The organism is Rhodanobacter sp. UC4438_H5 (genome assembly GCF_052978405.1).
This window is the reverse complement of the sequence record NZ_CM129672.1, coordinates 1485536-1507420: the sequence shown is the minus strand read 5'-3', so window position 1 is coordinate 1507420 and position 21885 is coordinate 1485536. Positions and strand designations below refer to the sequence as shown.

Annotated in this window: 24 protein-coding genes; 15 read left to right on the top strand and 9 right to left on the bottom strand. The window is 67.2% G+C overall.

Annotated features, from left to right (window positions below):
- The first annotated feature begins 3 nt into the window (after nucleotides 1-3).
- From gorA to ACVCL9_RS07100, 3 genes are all read left to right on the top strand, one after another.
- On the top strand, nucleotides 4-1353 hold the full coding sequence (gorA, locus tag ACVCL9_RS07110; RefSeq protein ID WP_447098629.1) for a glutathione-disulfide reductase: 1350 nt from the start codon (nucleotides 4-6) through the stop codon (nucleotides 1351-1353).
- Between the two features lie 96 nt (nucleotides 1354-1449).
- Nucleotides 1450-2229, top strand: a complete 780-nt coding sequence (gene hutG / locus ACVCL9_RS07105) for an N-formylglutamate deformylase (RefSeq protein ID WP_447098630.1) — start codon at nucleotides 1450-1452, stop codon at nucleotides 2227-2229.
- 187 nt (nucleotides 2230-2416) lie between these two features.
- Nucleotides 2417-2659, top strand: coding sequence for a hypothetical protein (locus ACVCL9_RS07100; RefSeq protein WP_447098631.1), 243 nt, complete (start codon nucleotides 2417-2419; stop codon nucleotides 2657-2659).
- 45 nt (nucleotides 2660-2704) lie between these two features.
- Here the strand turns inward: ACVCL9_RS07100 and ACVCL9_RS07095 are convergent, their stop codons facing one another.
- The 7 genes from ACVCL9_RS07095 to asnS all read right to left on the bottom strand — a co-directional run bounded on the left by ACVCL9_RS07095 (nucleotide 2705) and on the right by asnS (nucleotide 8762).
- Nucleotides 2705-3145, bottom strand: coding sequence for a RidA family protein (locus ACVCL9_RS07095; RefSeq protein ID WP_395119223.1), 441 nt, complete (start codon nucleotides 3143-3145; stop codon nucleotides 2705-2707).
- Nucleotides 3142-3807 (bottom strand): carbonate dehydratase, encoded by a 666-nt coding sequence (can, locus tag ACVCL9_RS07090; protein WP_395119221.1) that lies wholly within the window; start codon nucleotides 3805-3807, stop codon nucleotides 3142-3144. Before can ends, ACVCL9_RS07095 begins: the two co-directional genes overlap by 4 nt.
- A gap of 37 nt (nucleotides 3808-3844) precedes the next feature.
- The gene (locus ACVCL9_RS07085) at nucleotides 3845-5323 is read right to left on the bottom strand and encodes an aldehyde dehydrogenase (RefSeq protein WP_447098632.1); all 1479 of its coding nucleotides are present in this window, start codon (nucleotides 5321-5323) and stop codon (nucleotides 3845-3847) included.
- A 113-nt stretch (nucleotides 5324-5436) separates the two neighbouring features.
- Entirely contained in the window at nucleotides 5437-6225 is a 789-nt protein-coding gene (locus tag ACVCL9_RS07080; RefSeq protein ID WP_447098633.1) for an SDR family oxidoreductase, read from the bottom strand.
- Between the two features lie 22 nt (nucleotides 6226-6247).
- Nucleotides 6248-6559 carry a hypothetical protein gene (locus ACVCL9_RS07075; protein ID WP_395119215.1) on the bottom strand — a complete coding sequence of 104 codons (312 nt, stop codon included), beginning with the start codon at nucleotides 6557-6559 and terminating at the stop codon, nucleotides 6248-6250.
- Complete coding sequence (locus ACVCL9_RS07070) at nucleotides 6556-7356, bottom strand: hypothetical protein (RefSeq protein WP_395119213.1); 801 nt, start codon at nucleotides 7354-7356, stop codon at nucleotides 6556-6558. Before ACVCL9_RS07070 ends, ACVCL9_RS07075 begins: the two co-directional genes overlap by 4 nt.
- Before the next feature lie 5 nt (nucleotides 7357-7361).
- A complete protein-coding gene (gene asnS, locus ACVCL9_RS07065; protein ID WP_395119211.1) occupies nucleotides 7362-8762 on the bottom strand; it encodes an asparagine--tRNA ligase in 1401 nt (466 codons plus the stop codon).
- 148 nt (nucleotides 8763-8910) lie between these two features.
- Between asnS and ACVCL9_RS07060 the strand changes: the two genes are divergently transcribed.
- From ACVCL9_RS07060 to radA, 7 genes are all read left to right on the top strand, one after another.
- Nucleotides 8911-9237, top strand: a complete 327-nt coding sequence (locus ACVCL9_RS07060) for a HesB/IscA family protein (protein WP_136258380.1) — start codon at nucleotides 8911-8913, stop codon at nucleotides 9235-9237.
- A gap of 171 nt (nucleotides 9238-9408) precedes the next feature.
- Nucleotides 9409-9834, top strand: a complete 426-nt coding sequence (rpsF, locus tag ACVCL9_RS07055) for a 30S ribosomal protein S6 (RefSeq protein ID WP_395119207.1) — start codon at nucleotides 9409-9411, stop codon at nucleotides 9832-9834.
- 15 nt (nucleotides 9835-9849) lie between these two features.
- Nucleotides 9850-10080, top strand: a complete 231-nt coding sequence (rpsR, locus tag ACVCL9_RS07050; protein ID WP_007081973.1) for a 30S ribosomal protein S18 — start codon at nucleotides 9850-9852, stop codon at nucleotides 10078-10080.
- A gap of 162 nt (nucleotides 10081-10242) precedes the next feature.
- Entirely contained in the window at nucleotides 10243-10692 is a 450-nt protein-coding gene (gene rplI / locus ACVCL9_RS07045; protein WP_395119205.1) for a 50S ribosomal protein L9, read from the top strand.
- Between the two features lie 278 nt (nucleotides 10693-10970).
- Nucleotides 10971-12365: a replicative DNA helicase gene (locus ACVCL9_RS07040; RefSeq protein WP_395119203.1), complete on the top strand. Its 1395-nt coding sequence runs from the start codon at nucleotides 10971-10973 to the stop codon at nucleotides 12363-12365.
- A 158-nt stretch (nucleotides 12366-12523) separates the two neighbouring features.
- Nucleotides 12524-13612 (top strand): alanine racemase, encoded by a 1089-nt coding sequence (gene alr, locus ACVCL9_RS07035; RefSeq protein ID WP_447098634.1) that lies wholly within the window; start codon nucleotides 12524-12526, stop codon nucleotides 13610-13612.
- Nucleotides 13613-13699: 87 nt separating this feature from the next.
- Nucleotides 13700-15085 (top strand): DNA repair protein RadA, encoded by a 1386-nt coding sequence (radA, locus tag ACVCL9_RS07030; protein WP_447098635.1) that lies wholly within the window; start codon nucleotides 13700-13702, stop codon nucleotides 15083-15085.
- Nucleotides 15086-15103: 18 nt separating this feature from the next.
- Here the strand turns inward: radA and ACVCL9_RS07025 are convergent, their stop codons facing one another.
- Nucleotides 15104-15904, bottom strand: a complete 801-nt coding sequence (locus ACVCL9_RS07025; protein WP_395119197.1) for a cytochrome C assembly family protein — start codon at nucleotides 15902-15904, stop codon at nucleotides 15104-15106.
- Between the two features lie 96 nt (nucleotides 15905-16000).
- Here ACVCL9_RS07025 and ffh point away from each other — a divergent pair, with 96 nt between their 5' ends.
- The 5 genes from ffh to rplS all read left to right on the top strand — a co-directional run bounded on the left by ffh (nucleotide 16001) and on the right by rplS (nucleotide 19598).
- Entirely contained in the window at nucleotides 16001-17380 is a 1380-nt protein-coding gene (gene ffh / locus ACVCL9_RS07020; protein WP_395121407.1) for a signal recognition particle protein, read from the top strand.
- A 195-nt stretch (nucleotides 17381-17575) separates the two neighbouring features.
- Entirely contained in the window at nucleotides 17576-17833 is a 258-nt protein-coding gene (gene rpsP / locus ACVCL9_RS07015; RefSeq protein ID WP_395119195.1) for a 30S ribosomal protein S16, read from the top strand.
- A gap of 2 nt (nucleotides 17834-17835) precedes the next feature.
- Nucleotides 17836-18351 carry a ribosome maturation factor RimM gene (gene rimM / locus ACVCL9_RS07010; RefSeq protein ID WP_447098636.1) on the top strand — a complete coding sequence of 172 codons (516 nt, stop codon included), beginning with the start codon at nucleotides 17836-17838 and terminating at the stop codon, nucleotides 18349-18351.
- Between the two features lie 33 nt (nucleotides 18352-18384).
- Nucleotides 18385-19158: a tRNA (guanosine(37)-N1)-methyltransferase TrmD gene (gene trmD / locus ACVCL9_RS07005; RefSeq protein WP_447098637.1), complete on the top strand. Its 774-nt coding sequence runs from the start codon at nucleotides 18385-18387 to the stop codon at nucleotides 19156-19158.
- 44 nt (nucleotides 19159-19202) lie between these two features.
- Complete coding sequence (gene rplS / locus ACVCL9_RS07000; RefSeq protein ID WP_395119188.1) at nucleotides 19203-19598, top strand: 50S ribosomal protein L19; 396 nt, start codon at nucleotides 19203-19205, stop codon at nucleotides 19596-19598.
- A 138-nt stretch (nucleotides 19599-19736) separates the two neighbouring features.
- Here the strand turns inward: rplS and ACVCL9_RS06995 are convergent, their stop codons facing one another.
- Nucleotides 19737-21779, bottom strand: a complete 2043-nt coding sequence (locus ACVCL9_RS06995; RefSeq protein ID WP_395119186.1) for an EAL domain-containing protein — start codon at nucleotides 21777-21779, stop codon at nucleotides 19737-19739.
- Nucleotides 21780-21885 lie beyond the last annotated feature (106 nt).

Here is a 21885-nt window from a genome sequence, read left to right as displayed (position 1 = left end):
GCGATGACGGCAAGCCATGACCTGATCGTGCTGGGCGCCGGTTCCGGCGGCCTGGCCACGGCCTTTCGCGCAGCCAGGCATGGTGCCCGCGTGGCCCTGGTCGAGCCGCGAGAACTGGGCGGCACGTGCGTCCATCGCGGCTGCGTGCCGAAGAAGGCCATGTGGATCGCCGCGCAATGGGCGCAGGAGCAGCGCTGGGCGACAGCGCTGGGGTTCGATGCACAGCCCGGGCCGCTGGACTGGCGGCACTTTCGCGAGGTGCGCGTGGCCTACATCGGAGGCATCGACCGTCGCTATGCCGAACGGCTGGAGCAGGCCGGTGTCGAGCTTGTGCGGCAAGCCGCGCGATTCGTCGCGACGGACACGGTGGAGCTGGCCGATGGCCACCGTGCGCAGGCGCCGCACGTGGTGATCGCCACCGGCGCACGGCCGCGTCGGCTGGATCTCCCCGGCTTCGATCTGGGTCTGGTGTCGGACGACATCTTCGCGCTCGACGCCGCGCCCGCGCGCGTGGCGATCGTCGGCGGCGGTTACGTGGCGTCGGAGTTCGCCGGCTTGCTGCGGGCGCTCGGCTGCAGCGTCGAGATGCTGGCGCGCGAGCGCCTGCTCGGCGGGTTCGACGCGGAACTGGTGCGCGCCCTGCGCGAACACATGCATGGCCAGGGCATCGCCGTGCAGCTGGACACCGACGTGCGCGGCGCACGTCGCACCGACGATGGCATCGTGCTGGACGACGCTGCCGTTGCCGGCACGCGAGGTCCCTACGACGCGGTGCTGTGGGCGGTGGGGCGCGTGCCGAACACCGAATCGCTGGGTCTGGATACTGTCCGCGTGAAGCGGGACGACAAGGGCCACGTCACGACCGATGCCTGGCAGGACACCAACGTCGCGGGCATCCACGCGGTGGGCGACGTCACCGGCCGGCATGCGCTGACCCCGGTGGCGGTGGCCGCCGGGCGCGCGCTCGCCGACCGCCTGTTCGGCGGGCAGGACGAGTCGCGGCTGGATTACCGCAACATCCCCAGCGTGGTGTTCTCCAAGCCACCGCTGGGTCGCGTCGGCCTTACCGAGGAAGAGGCCCGCGAGCGCCACGGCGACGCGGTGCGCATCCACTGCAGCCGCTTCACGCCCATGGCCTGGGCGCTGGTGGGCAAGCGTGAGCAGAGCCTGATGAAACTGGTGTGCGTTGGCGAGGACGAACGCGTCGTCGGCATTCATCTGCTGGGCGCGAGTGCCGACGAGATGCTGCAAGGGTTCGCGGTAGCCCTGAAGCGCGGCATCCGCAAGCGCGATCTCGATGCCACGGTGGCGATCCACCCGACCTCGGCGGAAGAACTGGTGTTGATGGATTAGTGGTCGCGATCGAAGACTCGGGATTCGGGGGAGCGGCCGCATGCGGGCTTTGGCTTTCGACTCCCCAACCCTGATCCCGGCCCTTAGACTACCCCCATGGACACGTTCACCTTGCACCGGGGCCGCGTACCCCTGCTGATCAGCCTGCCGCACGATGGCAGCTTCATTCCCGCCGACATCGCCGCGCGCATGCCCCCGGCCGCGCGGCGCTCGCCCGATACGGATTGGCACGTGGCGCGGTTGTACGAGCCGCTGGCCGAGGCGCTGGGCGCCAGCGTGCTGAAACCTGCCGCCTCGCGTTACGTGGTCGACCTCAATCGGCCTGCCGATGGCCATGCGCTGTATCCGGGCCAGCGCGAGACCGGCCTGGTGCCGTTGATCGGCTTCGATGGCGAGCCCTTGTACCGCGACGGCGATGCGCCCGACGCGGCCGAAGTTCAACGGCGGATAAACGATTACTGGCAGCCTTACCACGATGCATTGGCGCAGGAACTTGCGCGGTTGCGGGCCGAACACGGCCGCGTGGTGCTGTGGGAAGGCCATTCGATCCGCAGTCGCGTGCCGATGCTGTTCGAGGGCAGGCTGCCGGATTTCAACCTCGGTACGGCAAACGGGGCGAGCTGCGATGCCGCCCTGCAGATGCGCCTGGCCGATGGCCTGCAGGCGCAGTCGCGCTTCAGCGTTGCGATCAACGGGCGTTTCAAGGGCGGTTACATCACCCGTCATTACGGTCGCCCGGACGCCGGCGTGCAGGCGGTGCAACTGGAGCTGGTGCAGCTCAACTACATGGACGAGGCGAGCTTTGCCTATGACGCGTCGAAGGCGTCGCAGGTGCAGGCGTTGATCGAATCCTTGTTGCGCACCTGTCTGGACTGAACGCAAGAAATTGCCGGCGGCCGGAGCGTTTTTCGACTGTCAAGATCCGGCGCGATCCGGCGCACCGAAATGGCCTGCTGCATTCAGCAGCCGTATGTCCTGTGCGCCGCATTGTCTTGCCGTCGCGCCACCCGAGGCGCCGGGTTCCGGCCGGGCTCGCGGCATTTCTTCTCCGAGGTTTGTCACCATGATGCGTAATGTTCTGATTGCCTCCCTGCTGGTTGCGGGCGTGGCGCTTTCCGGCTCCGTGCTGGCCCAGGCTGCTGCCCCGCAGGCCGCCGCCCCCGCGGCGCAGGCTGCCGTGGCAACCAAGGCCGCCCCGGCGACCGAAGCTGCGCCGAAAGCCGCTGCGCACACGACGACGCACCACAAGACCCACAAGCATCACAAGAGCCACAAGAAGGCCGCCGCCACGCCGGCCGCGGGCTGATCCCGCGCCGGCCTGGAAAGGTTCTGGCTTCAGTGCCCCGCCGACTCAGGTCGGCGGGTTTTTTTGTGCCGGCAGCGCGGCAATGCACTTGAGCTCGATCGCGATCGGCGTGGGCAGGCTGTGGATGCCCAGCGTAGTGCGGCAGGCGTCGACGCCGGCGAAATATTCCGCGTAGAGGCGGTTGTAGGTCGCAAAGTCGCGCGCCATGTCGGTCAGGAACACGGTGACGTCGATGAGATCGGTCCACTGCGCACCGCTGGCTTCCAGCACGGCGCGCACGTTGGCGAACACCTGTCGGCATTGCGCCTCGATGTCGTAGTCGAGCAGACGGCCATCCGCGTCGTGGACGTTGCCGGGAATGGCATTGCTGCCCGGTTGACGCGGGCCGACGCCGGACAGGAACAGCAAATCTCCGACCCGCCGCGCGTGCGGATAGGCGCCCACCGGTTGCGGCGCGGCGTCGGTGCGGATACCCGCGCCGCTCATGCGCCGCCGGTCCAGCGGCGGGTCAGCTGGGCCACCGCCTGCTCATAGGCTTCGGGCAACTGTTCGCGGCCGCGCACGTCCAGCCCCAGGTCGTGCATGTGACCGTTGTCCAGGCCGTAGATCCACGCGTGCACGGCCAGTTGCTGGCCACGCTCCCAGGCTTCACGCACCACCGTGGTGTGGCAGACGTTGAGCGCCTGTTCCAGCGCGTTCAACTCGCACAGGTGGGCGTGGCGCAGGGCGAACGACTGGTTCGGGTCGAGCTTGTCCGAGTGCTTCAGGGCAATGTCGGTGATGTGCCGCAGCCAGTTGTCGATCAGGCCGAGGCGGCTCTCCTTCAACACCGCGCCGACGCCGCCGCAGCCGTAGTGGCCGACGACCAGGATGTGCTTGACCTTGAGCACGTCGACCGCGAACTGGATCGTGCTGAGCGCGTTGAGGTCGGTGTGCACCACCACGTTGGCGACGTTGCGATGCACGAAGATCTCGCCCGGCGGCAGGTCGACGATCTGGGTGGCCGGAACGCGCGAATCCGAGCAGCCGATCCACAGATACTGCGGCGCCTGCTGCTGCGACAACTTCTCGAAAAAGGTCGGGTCCTGCGTGGTGACCTGATCGGCCCAGCGGCGGTTGTTGGCAAGCAGATCGTTCAGTGAGTTCATCGAGGTTCCAGGCGTTTCGGACGGGTGGCGCGGCGTATCAGGGGCTGGCACCGTACGCGATGCAGACGTTTTTCGGTTCGGTGAAGAAATGCAGCGCCTCGGCACCACCCTCGCGGCCGACGCCCGATTGCTTGGCGCCGCCGAACGGCGTGCGCAGGTCGCGCAGCAACCAGCAGTTGATCCACACGATGCCGAATTCGAGTTGCCCGGCCAGCCGGTGCGCGCGGGAAAGATCCTGCGTCCACAGCGACGCGGCCAGTCCGTAGTGGCTGTCGTTGGCGATCGCCAGCGCCTCGGCTTCGTCCTCGAACGGGATCAGCGCGACTACCGGGCCGAAGATTTCCTGCTGGTTGGTCTGCGCCGAAGAGGGCAGCCCTTCGATCACGGTCGGCGCGATGAACCAGCCGCCGGCGCAGCGGCCCGGCACGGCAACCGCCGCGCCGCCACACAGCACGCGTCCGCCCTCGGCGCGGGCCTGTGCGATGCAGCCGAGCACCTTGTCGTAGTGCGCCCGCGACACCATGGCGCCGAGGTCGCTGCGTGCGTCGTCCGGATCGCCCACGCGCAGCGCCTGCACGCGCGCAAGATAGCGTTCGCGGAACGCGTCGTAGATGGAGCGCTGCACCAGCAAGCGCGAGCCGCACAGGCAGATCTCGCCCTGGTTGGCGAAGCCCGAGCGCACGATGGTGTCGAGGTTGGCGTCGGAAAGATCCGCATCGGCGAACACGATCGCCGGATTCTTTCCGCCCATCTCCAGCGAGACTTTCTTGAACGCCGGTGCCGCGACGGCAGCGATGGCCGCGCCAGTGCGCGTGGAGCCGGTGAACGACACCGCCTTGACCGCCGGATGCGCCACGATGGCTTCGCCGACCTGTGGCCCCAGCCCGTGCACGATGTTCAGCACGCCCGGCGGAAAGCCGGCCTCGATGCTCAGCTCGCCCAGCAGGGCGGCAGTGCACGGCGTGATCTCCGAGGGTTTTGCCACCACCGTGTTGCCGGCCGCCAGTGCCGGCGCGATCTTCCAGGTGAACAGGTACAGCGGCAGGTTCCACGGACTTATGCAACCGACCACGCCGAGCGGCTGGTGCAAGGTGTAGTTGATGGCGCCGGCGCCCGGCGTGCCCGTTTCCATCGCATGCGATTCGCTGCCCCAGCCGGTGATCGCGGCGGCGAAGTAGCGCAGGTTGCTCACCGCGCGCGGGATGTCGAGGCGGCGCGCGAGGGCGAGCGGCTTGCCGCTGTCGCGCGATTCCAGCGCAGCGAACTCCTCCAGCCGCGCCTCGATCAGGTCGGCCAGGCGGTGCAGCAAGTGCGCCCGTTGCTCGATCGGCGTGGCCGCCCAGGCGGTTGCTGCGCGACTGGCGGCGGCCACGGCGGCCCCGACATCGGCGGCATCGGAATCCGGGCATTGGGTCAGCACGCCCGCCGTGGCGGGTTCGTGCACGTCGAGCCAGCTGTCGCTAATAGGCGCCCGCAGGCGGCCGTCGATCAGGTTGGCTAGGCGCGGAGTGGACATCCGCGTCATCTTAAGTCCAGCACGCGACAATTGCACCGAACGCGACCGTACGCAGGGCGCGCGACGCGCTGGATGGGCCGGGCTTCAGTCGGGCGGCTGGCGGGTCTGGTCGCTCAGAGCGAGCGCATGCGCCCACCGTCGACCGGCAGGCTCGTGCCGGTGATGTAGCTGGCCGCCGGGGAGGCGAGGAAGGCGACGGCGGCGGCGGTTTCCGCGGGATCGGCGAAGCGGCCCATCGGAATCTCCGCGGCCATCTCGCGCGCGACTTCCACTTCGCTGCGCCCCGACTTCTGCGCCCGTACCCGCACGATCTGTTCGATCCGCGGCGTGTGGGTGGAGCCCGGCAGCACGTTGTTGACGGTGATGCCCAGCGGCGCCAGTTCGCCAGCCAGGGTCTTGGCCCAGCTCGCCACCGCGCCGCGGGTGGTGTTGGAGACGCCGATGCCGGAGAGCGGCTCCTTCACCGAGGTGGAGATGATGTTGACGATGCGGCCCCAGCCGGCGTCGCGCATGCCGGGGATCACCACCTGCGCCAGCGTGTGATTGGCCAGCAGGTGCTGGCCGAAGGCATCGAGGAATTGCGGCGGCGTGGCGTCGAGGATGCTGCCCGGCGGCGGTCCGCCGCTGTTGTTGACCAGGATGTGCACCGGCGCCGCCGCGACCAGGGCTTCGACCCGCTCGCGCAGGCTGCCGGTGTCGCTCGCATCGGCGACCAGCAGGTCGTGGTGCTGCGCGCCGTCGGTGCGCGGCAGGCTGCCGACCACCTCGGCCAGCACTTCGGCGCGACGCGCAAGCACGGTGACGTTGGCGCCGAGCAGGGCCAGCTCGATCGCGCAGGCACGGCCGATGCCCTGGGAAGCGCCGCAGACCAGCGCATGACGTCCACTCAGATCCAGTTGCATGGAGTTCTTCCTCGGTGAGGGGTCAGGAGGAGAGACGCGTGGCCAGCGCGCCCAGCCAGCACAGCCAGCCTAGCCAGGGACCCAGTCGCCACAGGTGGCGCCAGCGGTCGATCGAGCGGTCGCCCAGCGCCGGCAGTGCCGGCGAGCGCAGCACCTGCTGCATTCGCGCCCAGCGGCGCCAGGCGGAGGGCCGCGCGTGGTCGGCTGCCGCGATGATTTGCCAGTGTTGCGGATAACGCCGTCGCAACAGCGTGGCCAATCGGTATTGCGCCACGAACGACAGCACAAACAGGCCCACCCCGGCGACCAGCAACGCCAAGTACAGCACGATCACGACGAACTGCCGCGTTTCCCGCTCCAGGGCAGCGGCAACTCGTTCAGCAGGCCGTCGCCGTGGGGTGCTTCGCCGCACACCGCGTTGTCGATGGCTTTCTGGTAGACGGAGTTCATCATGCCGATCCACAGCGACCCGTCCGGCCCGTGCGGGATGCTGAAGCTGCCGCTGGAGTTCATCTTCAGGGTGGCCGCAGTGGTGGCGTTGGAGAGCGAGGCCGGCGACTGCTCCCAGTAGGTCTTGCCCGACTGCTGGTCGGCCGAGCTGTAGACCAGCAGGTAGTGGGCCTTGTCGCTGTCGATCTTGAAACTGCCGAAGGCCCCGCTGGTTTCGTCGCTCCAGCCCATGTGTTCGCACAGGCGGATGTCGTCGAAGCGGATCGGCTGGAAGCCGTCGTCGAGCAGCACGATGGTGGGCGCGAACAGGTAGCTGGCATGCAGCCAGCGTCCGTTCAATTCCGATTTCAGCGCCACCCGGTACGGCAGCTTCATGCCGGTGGGCAGGCGGAAGGCGAGGAAATAGCTCTTGGTGCCGTTGAGGTTGGCGACCATGCTGCCGCTGCCCAGGGTGAACTTCTGCGGCTGCCACGGCAGCAGGCTGCGGTAGGAGAAATCGGCGAAGCTGCTGCAGCAGGGCGTGGCCTGCTGCAGATGCAGTTGGGCGATCTTCAGCGGATCGCCGGGGTCCTCCGCGGGCGGCCGCAGGTTGGGCGGCAGCAACGCCTTGGCGGCATGGCAGCCGGTCAGCGCGAGGGCGGCGGTGAACACGGCGGCAAGGGCGGCGAAGCGGTACGACATGGGCGTCAGAACTCGGCGGTGCCGGCGGCACGCGGGTAGGGGATGGCGTCGCGGATGTTGGACAGGCCGCAGATGTAGACCAGCAGGCGCTCGAAGCCGAGGCCGAACCCGGCGTGCGGCACCGTGCCGTAGCGACGCAGGTCACGGTACCAGCCATAGCTGGCCGGATCGAGGCCGAACTGGATCATGCGGCGGTCCAGATGATCCAGCCGTTCCTCGCGCTGGCTGCCGCCGATGATCTCGCCGATGCCGGGCGCGAGTACGTCCATCGCGGCCACGGTCTTCTCGTCATCGTTCAAGCGCATGTAGAACGCCTTGATCGCCTCGGGGTAGTTCATCACGACCACGGGGCGGCCGACATGTTTCTCGGCGAGGTAGCGTTCGTGTTCGGTCTGCAGGTCGATGCCCCAGGCGACCGGGTATTCGAACTTCTCGCCGGACTTCTTCAGGATCTCGATCGCGTCGGTGTAGTCGATGCGCTCGAACGGCTTGGCGATGAATGCCTCCATCCGGCTGATCGCATCCGGTTGCACGCGTTCGGCGAAGAACGCCATGTCGTCGGGGCGTTCGTCCAGCACGGCCTTGAAGATCGCCTTGAGGAAGCCCTCGGCGCAGTCGGCATTGGCGGCCAGGTCGGCGAAGGCGATCTCCGGCTCGCACATCCAGAACTCGGCCAGGTGGCGCGCCGTGTTGGAATTCTCGGCGCGGAAAGTGGGACCGAAGGTGTACACCTTGCTCATCGCCAGGCAATAGGCCTCGACGTTGAGCTGGCCGGACACGGTGAGGAACGCCTCGCGGCCGAAGAAGTCCTTGCGGAAGTCGATCTTGCCGTCGGGCAGGCGCGGCAGGTTGGCCAGGTCCAGCGTGGACAGCCGGAACATGTCGCCGGCGCCTTCCGCATCCGACGTGGTGATGATCGGCGTGTTGATCCAGAAGAAGCCCTGCTCGGTGAGGTGGCGATGGATCGCCGTCATCATCGTGTGCCGCACGCGCGTCACCGCGCCGAACAGATTGGTGCGCGGGCGCAGGTGGGCGACCTCGCGCAGGAACTCCATCGAGTGCTGCTTGGGCTGGATCGGGTAGGTCTCCGGGTCGTCGACCAGGCCGGTGACGATCACCTCGCCGGCCTGGATCTCGAAACGCTGACCCTTGCCCTGCGAGGGCACCAAGGTGCCCGTGACGATCACGCCCGCGCCGGCGGTGAGGTGCTTCACCTCGCTCTCGTAATTGGCCAGGGTGGCCGGCACTACCGCCTGGATCGGGTCGAAGCAGGAGCCGTCGGTGACGTTGACGAAGGACAGGCCGGCCTTGGAATCGCGGCGCGTGCGCACCCAGCCGCGCACGGTCACCTGGCTGCCGGCATCGATGCTGCCCGACAACGCCTGCTTCACACTGACCACGGCCATGGATTGGAACTCCTGCTGCTTGCGCACCGGTCGGTGCGCTGGATGGTGGGCACCCGCGCGGCGCGCGGAGCCAAACCCGCATGATAATGTAGGGCTTGCCCGGGTCGCGACACCTGCCGCCCATTTCACGAGATCGAATCCGCCTGCCATGAGCATCAGCATCACCCCCGCTGCCAACGAACGCATGCGCCACTTCCTCGCCTCGACGCCCGCGGCGGCAGGCGTGCGCTTCGGGGTCAAGCGCACCGGCTGTTCGGGGTTTGCCTACGTGGTCGACCTGGCCGAGTCGATGGACGAGGGTGACCGGCTGCTGGAGGTGGACGGCGTGCCGCTGATCGTCAGCGACAAGAGCCTGGCCCTGGTCGACGGCACCGTCATCGACTTCCAGCGCCACGGGCTCAACGCCAGCTTCGTGTTCCACAACCCGAACTCCACCGGCGAGTGCGGCTGCGGCGAGAGCTTCACCGTCAGCTGAGCGCCTCTGCCCGGCGCGCAGGCTTTTCAATGACTTGCGTGGCCGTTGTGCGTCATCGTACAATTCCGCTTCTGTCTGCACCCGAAAGGGCACGGGCGGGACACTTGCCTCACCGCACTGACGGGAGGCTGCCAGGCCGCTTTGGCCGCATCCACAAGGAGTCAACCCACGATGACCCTGCGTCATTACGAAGTCGTATTCATGGTCCATCCGGACCAGAGCGAGCAGGTTCCCGCCATGCTCGAGCGCTACAAGTCGCTGATCGAGGCCGACGGCGGCAAGATCCACCGCCTGGAAGACTGGGGCCGGCGCCAGCTGGCTTACCCGATCGTCAACCTGGCCAAGGCACACTACGTGCTGCTCAACATCGAAGTGAGCCAGAACGCGCTGAACGAGCTGGAGTCCGGCTTCCGTTTCAACGACGCCGTGCTGCGCCACCTGGTGATCCGTCGTGACGAGGCCGACATCGAGCCGTCCTTCATCCTGAAGTCGAAGGAAAAGGACGACGCCAAGTCCAGCCGTCGCCGCGACGACGACAACGATGGCGAGAGCCGTGGCCATGGCCACGCCGACAACGATCGCGACAGCGACGACTGATCAGGGAGCACCCACATGTCCAAGTTTTTCCGCCGCCGCAAGTTCTGCCGCTTCACTGCCGAAGACGTGAAGGAGATCGACTACAAGGATCTCAACACCCTGCGCCAGTACGTCACCGAGAACGGCAAGATCGTGCCCAGCCGCATCACCGGCACCAAGGCGCGCTACCAGCGCCAGCTGGCCACCGCGATCAAGCGCGCGCGCTTCCTCTCGCTGCTGCCGTATACCGACAACCACGACGTCTGAGGGCGTCGAGGGAATAGGGAGTAGGGAATAGGGAATCGGTTGCTCCGTAGCTCCGCTTTTCCTATTTCCTATTCTCCATTCCCTATTCCCTATTCCCTCAATTCGGACAACCGTCCTCTGGCTGCGTCGGGCCACACCGGCGCTAACGAACAGGAAAGCATCATGGAACTCATTCTTCTGCAGAAAGTCCGCAATCTCGGCAACCTGGGTGACAAGGTCACCGTGAAGCCGGGTTACGGCCGCAACTACCTGCTGCCGCAGGGCAAGGCCGCGCGCGCCAATGCCGCCAACCTGGCCGCATTCGAGCAGCGTCGCGCCGAGTACGAGGCCAAGGCCAACTCCGTGCTGGCCGACGCCGAAGCGCGCAAGGCCAAGCTCGCCGACGTGGCGGTGACGATCCCGGCACATGCCAGTGCCGAGGGCAAGCTGTTCGGTTCGGTCGGCCCGCGCGACATCGCCGAGGCCCTGGCCGCCGAAGGTCACGCCGTCCACAAGGGCGAAGTGATCCTGGGCGAAGGCCCGCTGCGCACCACCGGCGAGTTCGAGGTTGCCGTGCACCTGCACGCCGACGTGCACACCACCGTCAAGGTGATCGTGGTCAGCGACAAGTAAGTTCCGGTCCATCGGAAACGTCCGGGCGCCGCGAGGCGCCCGTTTGTTTTTCGAGGGCCGGGAATGGGGAACAGGGCATCGGAAACGGCCTGGTCGCTGCCTTCGATTCACCACTCCCGATTCCCCATTCCCGGCTTTATCCCCAGCCATCCCCAACATATCCACAGAGTTGTTGTCTCGACGCGTGAGACGCGGCCGCGCATGATGTGTCGACATGTCCGCCCACCTGCGGTCGGCGCCTGCGGCGCCGGTGGCGGGGTCGTTCCCGAGGTAATCCGATGTCCTTCGTCCCAGAGCGCAAATCCTCCTCCGCGGCGATCGAGGCGTTGCGGGTGCCGCCGCATTCCATCGACGCGGAGCAGGCGGTGCTGGGCGGGTTGATGCTGGCCCCCGGCGCGCTGGACAACGTCGCCGACCGGCTGGCCGAGGACGATTTCTACCGCAAGGATCACCGGCTGATCTGGCGCGCGATCAACGAGCTGGCCAACAAGGGCATGCCGTGCGACGCGGTGACCCTGGGCGACTGGTTCGAGAGCAATGGCCTGGCCGAGATGGTCGGCGGGGCCGGCTACCTGATCGAGCTGGCCAACAGCACGCCCAGCGCGGCGAACATTGCCGCCTATGCCGAGATCGTGCGCGAGAAGTCGGTACTGCGCCAGCTGATCGACGCCGGCACCTCGATCACCGAGGACGGCTACCGGCCCGAAGGCAAGAGCGTGCACGAGGTGCTGGAAAGCGCCGAGCAGCGCGTGTTCCACATCGCCGAATCCGGCGCCCGCGGCAAGAAGGATTCCGTCTCGATGCGCGAGGCGGTGAAGGATGCCTTCAAGCTGCTCACCGAGCGCTACCAGAACCGCGGCCAGCTTACCGGCGTCAGCACCGGCTTCACCGACCTGGACGAGCTCACCTCCGGCCTGCAGCCGTCGGACCTGATCATCGTGGCCGCGCGCCCCTCGATGGGCAAGACGGCCTTCGCATTGAACATCGCCGAGACTGCGGCGCTGGGCAGCAAGAAGGCGGTGGTGGTGTTCTCGATGGAGATGTCCTCCTCGCAGCTTGCATTCCGCCTGATCTCCTCGGTGGGCCGCATCCACCAGCAGCATCTGCGCAACGGCACGCTGGAGGAGGAGGACTGGCCGCGCGTCTCCAATGCCATCGCGCTGCTGTCCGACGCCAAGATATTCATCGACGACACGCCCAGCCTGTCGCCGGTGGAGTTGCGTTCGCGCGCGCGCCGGCTGCATCGCGAGCACGGCGGTCTCGGCCTGATCGTGATCGACTACCTGCAGCTGATGCAGGTGCCCGGCAACACGGAGAATCGCGCCACCGAAATTTCAGAAATCTCGCGTTCACTGAAGGGGCTTGCCAAGGAGCTGAACGTGCCGGTGATCGCCCTGTCGCAGTTGAACCGCTCGCTGGAACAGCGCGCCGACAAGCGCCCGATGATGTCCGACCTGCGCGAGTCCGGCGCCATCGAGCAGGACGCCGACGTGATCATGTTCATCTACCGCGACGAGTACTACAACAAGGAATCGCAGGACAAGGGCATCGCCGAAATCATCATCGGCAAGCAGCGCAACGGCCCCACCGACACCTGCAAACTGACCTTCCTCGGCCACTACACCAAGTTCGTGAACTACGCACCGGACTCGTTCGTGGGCGGGTTTGATTGAGGCAGGGAATCGGGAATGGGGAATAGGGAATCGAGAAGCGCCTGCAATCTCCGGGGCATTCCGGTGTGTTTGCCAGGTCCGGAACATCAGGGCATGTCTCGAGGCCACGTGCTGTTCCCATTCCCTATTCCCCATTCCCGATTCCCTGGCGAAGCCCCATGAGCCGCACCACCGTCGCCACCATCCATCTCGGTGCGCTGCGCCACAATCTGGCGCGGCTCAAGGCCATGGCGGCGCCGGCGAAGGTGATGGCGGTGGTCAAGGCCGATGCCTACGGGCATGGGCTGGAGCGGGTGGCGCGTGCGCTGGATGGCGAGGCCGAGTGCTTTGCGGTGGCGGCGTTGGGCGATGGCCTGCGCCTGCGCGCGGCGGGGCATCGGCAGCGCATCGTGGTGTTGTCCGGGCCGGACAAGCCGGGCGACCTCGCCGAGATGCAGCGGCTGCAGCTGGAAGCGACCATCCACCACGAGGCGCAGTTGCCATGGCTGGCCGCGATGGCGCCGGTGCGCGGGCGGCTGCGGGTGTGGCTGAAGGTCGACAGCGGCATGCACCGGCTGGGCTTCGCGCCCGGGCGTATCGCGGCGGTGCATGCGCAGCTGGCCGCGATGGCCGGCGTCGATCCCGAGATAGGCCTGCTTACGCATTTTTCCGATTCGGAGGTGTTCGACGGCCCGCAGACGCCGGCGCAGATCGCCCGTTTCGCGGCGGTGACGGACTCGTTCGCCGGCCCGCGCTCGCTGTCCAATTCCGCCGCGGTGCTCGGCTGGCCCGACGCGCGCGGCGACTGGGTGCGCACCGGCGGATTGCTGTACGGCTTGTCGGTCGTCGAGGGCAGGCATGGTGGCGATTTCGGCTTCCGCCCGGCGATGACGCTGTCCACCCGGCTGATCGCGATCAACCGCATCGGCCGAGGCGAGCGCATCGGCTACAACGGCACCTGGACCTGTCCCGAGGACATGCCGGTCGGTGTGGCCGCGGTCGGCTACGGTGACGGCTACCCGCGCAGTGCCGCCGCCGGCACGCCGGTGCTCGTCGGCGATCGCCGCGTGGCATTGATCGGCCGGGTCTCGATGGACCTGATCACGCTCGACCTGCGCGGCGCACCCGACGCGACGATCGGCGACCGGGTGACGCTGTGGGGGCCGCAGCTTCCGGTCGAAACGATCGCCGCCGCGGCCGGCACGATCTCCTACGACCTCACTTGCGGCATGACCCGCCGTGTGCTGTTCGTCGAGGACGAAGGCTGACATCGTTGCGCGCCGCGCGCGTCTCGCCGCCTGCGATGGTCGCGCACTAAACTCGTTGTCCTCTGTCGCTTCACTCGGGAAATCCGCATGGCCAAAGCCAGGACCGCCTACGTCTGCACCGAATGCGGCGCCGAGCACAGCAAGTGGCAGGGACAGTGCGTCGAGTGCGGGGTGTGGAACACGCTCAGCGCGATCGTGCTGGAGCCGGCCACGGCGGGCAAGGCGTCGGCAGGTGCACAGCGTTCCAGCTATGCCGGCGCCGCTGCGGGCGCGCCGAAGATCACGCCGCTTACCGAAGTGATGCTGACCGCCGACGCGCGCACGCTGACCGGCATCGGCGAGCTGGACCGCGTGCTGGGCGGCGGTCTGGTGCAGGGTTCGGTGGTGCTGATCGGCGGCGATCCGGGCATCGGCAAGTCGACCCTGCTGTTGCAGGTGCTTGGCACGCTGGGTCTGCAGCTGCCCAGCGTCTACGTCACCGGCGAGGAGTCGCTTTCGCAGGTGGCCGCGCGTGCGCAGCGCCTGGGCCTGGCGCTGGAGCCGCTGCAGGCGCTGGCCGAGACCTGCATCGAACGGATTCTCGAACAGGCCATGGCCACGCGGCCGAAGGTGCTGGTGATCGACTCGATCCAGACCATCTGGACGGAATTGCTGGCCGCCGCGCCCGGTTCGGTGTCGCAGGTGCGCGAGTCGGCCGCCAAGCTCACCCGCTTCGCCAAGGAGACCGGCACGGCGGTGTTCCTGGTCGGCCACGTGACCAAGGAGGGCGGCATCGCCGGCCCGCGCGTGCTCGAGCACATGGTCGATGCGGTGCTGTATTTCGAGGGCGAATCGGGCAGCCGTTTTCGCGTGTTGCGCGCGTTCAAGAACCGCTTCGGCGCGGTCAACGAACTGGGCGTGTTCGCGATGAGCGACAAGGGCCTGCGCGAGGTGCCGAATCCGTCGGCGATCTTCCTTTCCTCGCACAGCGGCCCGACTTCCGGCAGTGCGGTGATGGTGACTCGCGAGGGCACCCGCCCGTTGCTGGTCGAGGTGCAGGCGCTGGTGGACCAGTCCTCGCTGGGCAATCCGCGCCGGGTCACCCTGGGCCTGGAGCAGAACCGGCTCGCCATGCTGCTTGCCGTGCTGCATCGGCATGGCGGCGTGGCCGCGTACGACCAGGACGTGTTCGTCAACGTGGTCGGCGGTATCCGCGTGCAGGAAACCGCGGCCGATCTGCCGGTGCTGCTGGCGGTGCTGTCCAGCCTGCGCGATCGCCCGCTGCCGGAGCACATGGTCACCTTCGGCGAAGTGGGCCTGTCCGGCGAGATCCGTCCGGTGCCCAATGGCGAGGAGCGGCTCAAGGAAGCGGCCCATCACGGCTTCCGCCGCGCGATCGTGCCCAAGGCGAATGCGCCGAAGAAGGGCAGGGTCGGCGAGATGGAAGTGATCGGTGTGGAGCGGCTGGGAGAGGCGATCGACGCCTGCCGCTAGAACCGGTCGCGGGCGGATTCAGCCCATCGTGCGCTGCAGGATCACTTCCAGCACGAATTTCGAGCCGAAGAACGCCAGCCCCAGCACCGCCATGCCGATCAGGGTGAGGTTGACGGCGCTACGCCCGCGCCAGCCATGGCGCCAGCGACCCCACAACAAGGCCCCGAAGATCAGCCATGCCACGACGCTGAGCACCGTGGTGTGCACGAGGTGTTGCGCACGGATATTGGCGATGAACAGGAAGCCGCTCAGCAAGGTCAGGGTGAGCAGCGCGAATCCGGCGCCGATCAGGCGAAACAGCAAGGCTTCGGTCTGGGTCAGCGGCGGCAGGGCGCGAACCAGCATGCCTGGCCGGCGCGCGCGCAGCGCGCGCTCCTGCACCGCCAGCAGCAGGGCGAGTACCGCGGCGATGGACAGCACGCTGTAGGCAAGCAGCGCGATCACCACGTGCAACTGGATCTGCCAGTCCATGGGCCTGGGCACGGTCGGCGGCGCCAGGAACACGTCCAGCGCCAGCAACAGTGCAGCCAGCGGAAACACGATCACGCCCAGCCCGGCGACCGGTCGCGACAGGTTCACCAGCAGGGTCAGCGCAGCCACCACGCAGGCCACCAGCGACAGCGCGGCGAAGAAGTGCAGGTCGAGCCGGCCGCCATGCGCTCCCAGCAGGACCGCTGCGTGCAGCAGGACCGCCACCGTTGCCGTCGCCAGGCCGAGCCGCCGCGGCGAGCGCGGACAACCCGTCAGCGGAGCAGCCAGCAAGGCGGCGCCGCCGGCGTAGAGGGCGATGGCGAGAATGGAAGGAAGAGTCAGCGGCATGACGGTGAAGTGTCGCACAGGGCCCGGCCGGGTTGCATGCGGGAGCCGATCGATCCGTCCGCTATAATCATCCTTTTCCTGTTCGCCGGTTTCGCCATGTTCGAGTCGCTCAGCCAACGCCTTGCCACCACCGTCAACCGACTGCGCGGTCGCGGCCGGCTGACCGACGAGAACATCCGCGAAGCGCTGCGCGAAGTGCGCATCGCGCTGCTGGAGGCGGATGTGGCCTTGCCGGTCGTGCAGGCGCTGATCCAGCGCATCAAGGTGCGCGCGGTCGGCCAGGAAGTGGCGCGCAGCCTGTCGCCCGGTCAGGCGCTGGTGAAGGTGGTCAGCGATGAGCTGACCATGGTGATGGGCATCGCCAACACCGAATTGAACCTGGCCCAGCAGCCGCCCGCGGTGGTGCTGATGGCTGGCCTGCAAGGCGCGGGCAAGACCACCACGGTCGCCAAGCTGGCGCGGCTGCTGACCGAGCGCAAGAAGAAGAAAGTGATGGTGGTCAGCTGCGATGTCTATCGTCCGGCCGCCATCGAGCAACTGCGCACGCTGGCCGGGCAGGTCGGGGTGAAGTTCTTCCCCTCCGAGGTGGGCCAGGACCCGGTGCGCATCGCCAGGGACGCCATCGCCGCCGCGCGGCGCGAGCTGGTCGACGTGCTGATCGTCGACACCGCCGGCCGCCTGCATGTGGACGAGGCGATGATGGCCGAGATCAAGGCCTTGCACGCCGCGATCACGCCGATCGAAACCCTGTTCGTGGTCGATTCTATGACCGGCCAGGATGCGGCCAACACGGCCAAGGCGTTCGACGAGGCGCTGCCGCTGACCGGCGTGATCCTGACCAAGAGCGACGGCGACGCCCGTGGTGGCGCGGCGCTGTCGGTGCGCTACGTTACCGGCAAGCCGATCAAGTTCCTCGGTGCCGGCGAGAAAACCGACGCGCTTGAACCATTCCATCCCGACCGCCTGGCCCAGCGCATCCTCGGCATGGGTGACGTGCTGAGCCTGGTCGAGGAGGTCGAGCGCAAGGTCGACCAGGACAAGGCGCAGAAGCTGGCCCAGAAGGTGATGAAGGGCAAGCGCTTCGACCTCAACGACATGAAGGATCAGCTGGAGCAGATGGGCAACATGGGCGGCCTGGCCGGCCTGCTGGACAAGCTGCCCGGCGTCTCCAGCCTGCCTGACAGCGTGAAGTCGAAGGTCAACGACGGCGAAATGAAGAAGATGATCGCGATCATCAACTCGATGACCGGCAAGGAGCGCCGCCACCCGGACCTGCTCAACGGCTCGCGCCGTGCCCGCGTGGCGCGGGGCTCCGGCACCCAGCCGGCCGACGTTAACCGGGTGCTCAAGCAGTACATGCAGATGGAAAAGATGATGTCCAAGCTGGGCAAGGGCGGCAGCAAGGGCCTGATGCGGCAGATGCGCGGCGCGATGAAGGGCATGGGTGGCATGGGCGGGCTGCCGCCGATGCGCTGAAGGCGAGAAACGAGCGGAGAGGAGCGAGAAACGAGAGTGGAGCGCCGAGCTGGCTTTCTCTCGTTTCCCACTCCTCTCCACTCACTCCTGCCTTCCCAAGCCTTCCCTTTTCCCGAAAATCCGCTAAAATGCCCCGTTTCCCGCGCACGACTCTCGTGCGCCTGCCGCTGATTCGGCAATTTCCGGAGTTTTACCATGGTCAAGATTCGTCTTTCGCGCGGTGGCGCAAAGGGCCGTCCGTTCTACCACGTCGTGGTGACCGATCAGCGCAGCAAGCGCGACGGCCGCAACATCGAGAACGTCGGCTTCTACAATCCGGTCGCCTCCGGCAAGGACAAGCGTCTGGAGCTGAACGTGGCGCGCGTGCAGGAGTGGGTCGGCAAGGGTGCGCAGATGAGCGACAAGGTCGCCGCCCTCGTCAAGGAAGCCGGCAAGCAGCAGCCGGCCGCCTGAGCATGACGACAGCCGGTCGGCGCGTCCTGATCGGGCGCATCGTCGGGCTGTATGGCGTGCAGGGCTGGCTGAAGATCGAATCCTTCGCCGAGCCGCGCATGCGGATCTTCGATTACCAGCCGTGGCTGCTCGGTGCAGCGCCAGGCACGGAAAGAGAGGTCTCCGGCGTGAAAGGTCGACCGCAGGGCAAGGGCATGGTGGCCCAGTTGCCCGGGGTGGACGATCGGGACCAGGCGGCAGCGTTGATCGGTACCGACATCCATGTCGCCCGCGAACAGCTGCCTCCTCCGGCGAAGGGCGAGTATTACTGGGTCGACCTCGAAGGACTCGATGTCGTCACCACAGACAACGTGGAGCTGGGGCGGGTCAGCCACCTGTTCGCCACCGGCGCCAACGATGTCGTGGTGGTCAGGGACGGTACGCGCGAGCGGCTGATCCCCTTTGTCCAGGGGTCGTATGTGCGTTCGGTGGACTTGTCCGCAGGGCGCATGGTGGTGGACTGGGATCCCGAATTCTGACGTCGCCGGCTTGTGGGCAGAGGATCAAGGGTCATGCGCATCGATGTCGTCAGCCTGTTTCCCGACTTCGTGCGCCAGTGCGCCGCCGTCGGTGTGGTGGGACGCGCGCAGCAACGCGAGCTGCTGCAGGTGGAAGCCTGGAACCCGCGCGACTACGCCACCGACAAGCATCGCAGCGTGGACAGCAGCTCGTATGGCGGCGGTCCGGGCATGGTGATGATGATCGAGCCCTTGCGCACCACCTTGAAAGTGATGCGCGAGGCGGCACCGGAACCGGTGCATCTGGTTTATCTCAGTCCGCAGGGAGCGCGGCTGACGCAGGGCAGGGTGGAGGCGCTGGCGAAGCTGCCGCGCATCGGCCTGCTCTGCGGACGTTACGAAGGTGTGGACGAGCGCCTGCTGGCGCACGAGGTCGACGAGGAGCTCTCCATCGGCGATTATGTGCTGTCCGGCGGTGAGCTTGCCGCGGCGGTGGTCATCGACGCGGTGGGGCGCTTGCAGGATGGCGCGTTGAACGACGCGCAGTCGGCCGAGCAGGATTCATTCTCCGATGGCCTGCTGGATTGTCCGCATTACGGAAAACCGGTGCAGGATGCGCTGGGTGAGGTACCGGCGGTGTTGCTGTCCGGCGACCATGCGGCAATTGCCCGCTGGCGCCTCAAGCAATCGTTGGGTCGCACCTGGCTGCGCCGCCCGGACTTGTTGTCGCAGCGTGGCCTGGATGCGGCATCCCGGGCCTTGCTGGATGAATTTCGCCGTGAACATGCCTCTGGGCAGTCGACACGGCAAGACGATGCGGTCGAGTGACGGCCGCAGCCTTGATATCGCAAAAGTGAACCGACAGGTGCGCCATGAACAAGATCATTGAACAGTTCGAATCCGAGCAGATCACCCGCCAGCTGCCGGACTTCGGCCCCGGCGACACCGTGGTGGTCAACGTGAAGGTGAAGGAAGGCAACCGCGAGCGCGTGCAGGCGTTCGAGGGCATCGTCATCGCCAAGCGCAACCGCGGCCTGCATTCGGCCTTCACCGTGCGCAAGATCTCGCACGGCACCGGCGTGGAGCGCGTGTTCCAGGCGCACAGCCCGACCATCGACTCGGTCTCGGTGAAGCGCAAGGGCAAGGTGCGCGGCGCCAAGCTGTATTACCTGCGTGGCCTGGAAGGCAAGGCCGCCCGCATCAAGGAAGACATCGCCGCCGCTGCCGCCGCCAAGGCGAACGCCAAGGCGGCTGCCGCTGCCGAGTAATCCTCGCTGCGAAGGCTGCATGAAAAGACCCCCGCGGATCGCTCCCCGGGGGTTTTTTCTGTGTGATGCCGGCCATTCGGCGAATACCGCCTGATGCTCCTGCGATCGGATCCCGAACCCCGGGTCCCGAGGCAGCATTCATTCCAGCCGCTGCGGCACCTGCAGGAAGTTGCCCTGCACGAAGTCGACGCCGCAGGCGAACAGCAGCGACGTGCTGGTGGCGTCCTCGACCCACTCGGCGATGGTCAGGCGCTTCAGTTCGTGTGCCTGCTGGCAGATCTCGGCGACCTTCTTCTGGCTGTCGGCGTGCTGCGGCAGGTCGGCCATGTGGCTGCGGTCGATCTTGAGGTAGTCGGCGTCGATGTGGTTCAGCAGCTGGAACGAGTTCAGGCCCGAGCCGAACTGCTCCAGCGCAAAGCCGCCACCCATCTTCTTCCACGCGTTGACGAACTCCTGCGCGGGTCGCAGCAGGGTCATCACCTTGCTTTCGGTCATCTCCAGCACCAGGCGACCGTGTTTCAGCCCGGCCTTGCCCAGGCGCTCCTTCAGCCATGGCAACAGGCTGTCGTCCTGCAGCGAGGCGGCGGTGAGCTTGATGAAGAACGTGGTCGGCTGTCCCTGCGGCTCGCGCGCCTGCAGGATGCGGATGGCCTGGTCGAGCACCCAGCGGTCGACCGCCCCGGTGAGGTTGTGCTTCTCGGCGATCGGCATGAAGAAGCCCGGCAGCACCTCGCCCTGCGGTCCGTTCATGCGCAGCAGAATCTCGGAGAACTCGCCCTCGGCGTCCTGCAGGCTGATCGTCTGCTGGTGATACAGCACCAGACCGTTATTGGCCAGCGCCTGCTGCAGCAGGTCCAGCCAGTAGCGCTCGCGCTCCTCGTCGGCCTTCTCCCGCGCCGCCGGGTCGTGCAGTTCGACCTGGCTGCCGCCCAGGTTCTGCGCGGTGCGCAAGGCGTGGCTGGCCTGGTTGAGGAGCAGCTCGCTGTTGGCGTTCTTCTCGCCGAGCAGACTGCCGCCGACGCTGGCGGTGACCGTCAGCGAACGTGTGCCGGCATCGAAGATCTCGCTGCCGACGCTGTGCTGCAGCTTGGCGATCCACTCGCGGATCGCCTCGTCCGAACGCGAGTCGAGGGCCACGCCGAAAGTGTGCTCGGCGAGCATGCCGGCGATGTCGGTGGCGCCCAGCAGCATGCGGATGCGCCCGGCGAAGCCGGCCAGCAGTTCATCGGTCTTGCCCAGGCCGATGCCGCTGACCAGCGAGGCCCAGTTGTCCGGTTCGATCAGCAGCAGCGACTGGCCCTTCTTGCCCTTGGCTGCCTCGGTCACCGCATCGTCGATGCATGCCAGCATGTGCTGGCGGTTGTACAGGCCGGTGACCGGGTCGCGTTGCAGCTGTTCCAGCACGGCCGGGTCGACGACCTGGCGGCGGAACACGATCTGCAGGCAGCGCTCGCCCTCGAAGGTCGCCGGGGCGAACTCCACGGTGGCATCAAAGCGGCTGTCGTCGGCGCGGCGCGCGCGCAGCGGCAACTGGGCCGGGAACTTGCCCTGGTGGGCCTGGCCGCGCAGCAGCGCCTTCATCTCATCGGCATTGGCCGAGTCGATCATGTCCAGCAGCGGCATGCCCAGCAGGTCGTCGAAACTCTCGTAGCCGAAGGTGTCCAGGTAGGCCTGGTTGGCGCGCACGTGCATGCCCTCGTGCACGTAGGCGATCGCGTCCGTGGAGGAGTCGAGCAGGGCGTCGCAGCGGCGCTCGGTTTCGCGCAGCGCGGTGTGCAGCCAGCGCACCTGGCGGCGCGTGTGCAGGGATTCGAATTCGCGCTTCAGCACCGCGATGAGCTGCTTGGGGTGGGTGCGCGAGGCCACGCCGCGGGCGCCATGCACGAACAGGTCGGCGACCAGTTCGTTGTCCATGTTGCTGACCAGGCCTACTAGCGCGAAATCGCGGCCGGAGGCCTCCATCACGCCCATGGTTTCGTCCAGGCTGACGTCGGTGACCGAGGGGTCGAACATCACCACGTCAGGCTCAAGCTCGCCCACCGCCGAGCGGATCTGCTCGATGTTGGTGGCCCGCGCCGGTCGCACCGCGATGCCGCTGTTGCGCATCAGGCTGATGATCTGTTCGGCCTCCTCCAGGGAGTTCTCGACGAACAGGATCTTGATGACGAAGTCTTTTTTCATGGGGCGGGGCGTGGGTTCCGGGCAGGGCGGGCGCCCTTGACGGGTCCGCATGGTCGATGGCAATGAGTGTTTGTAGCGGATTCCGTTGTCGCTCGCCACCGGTGCG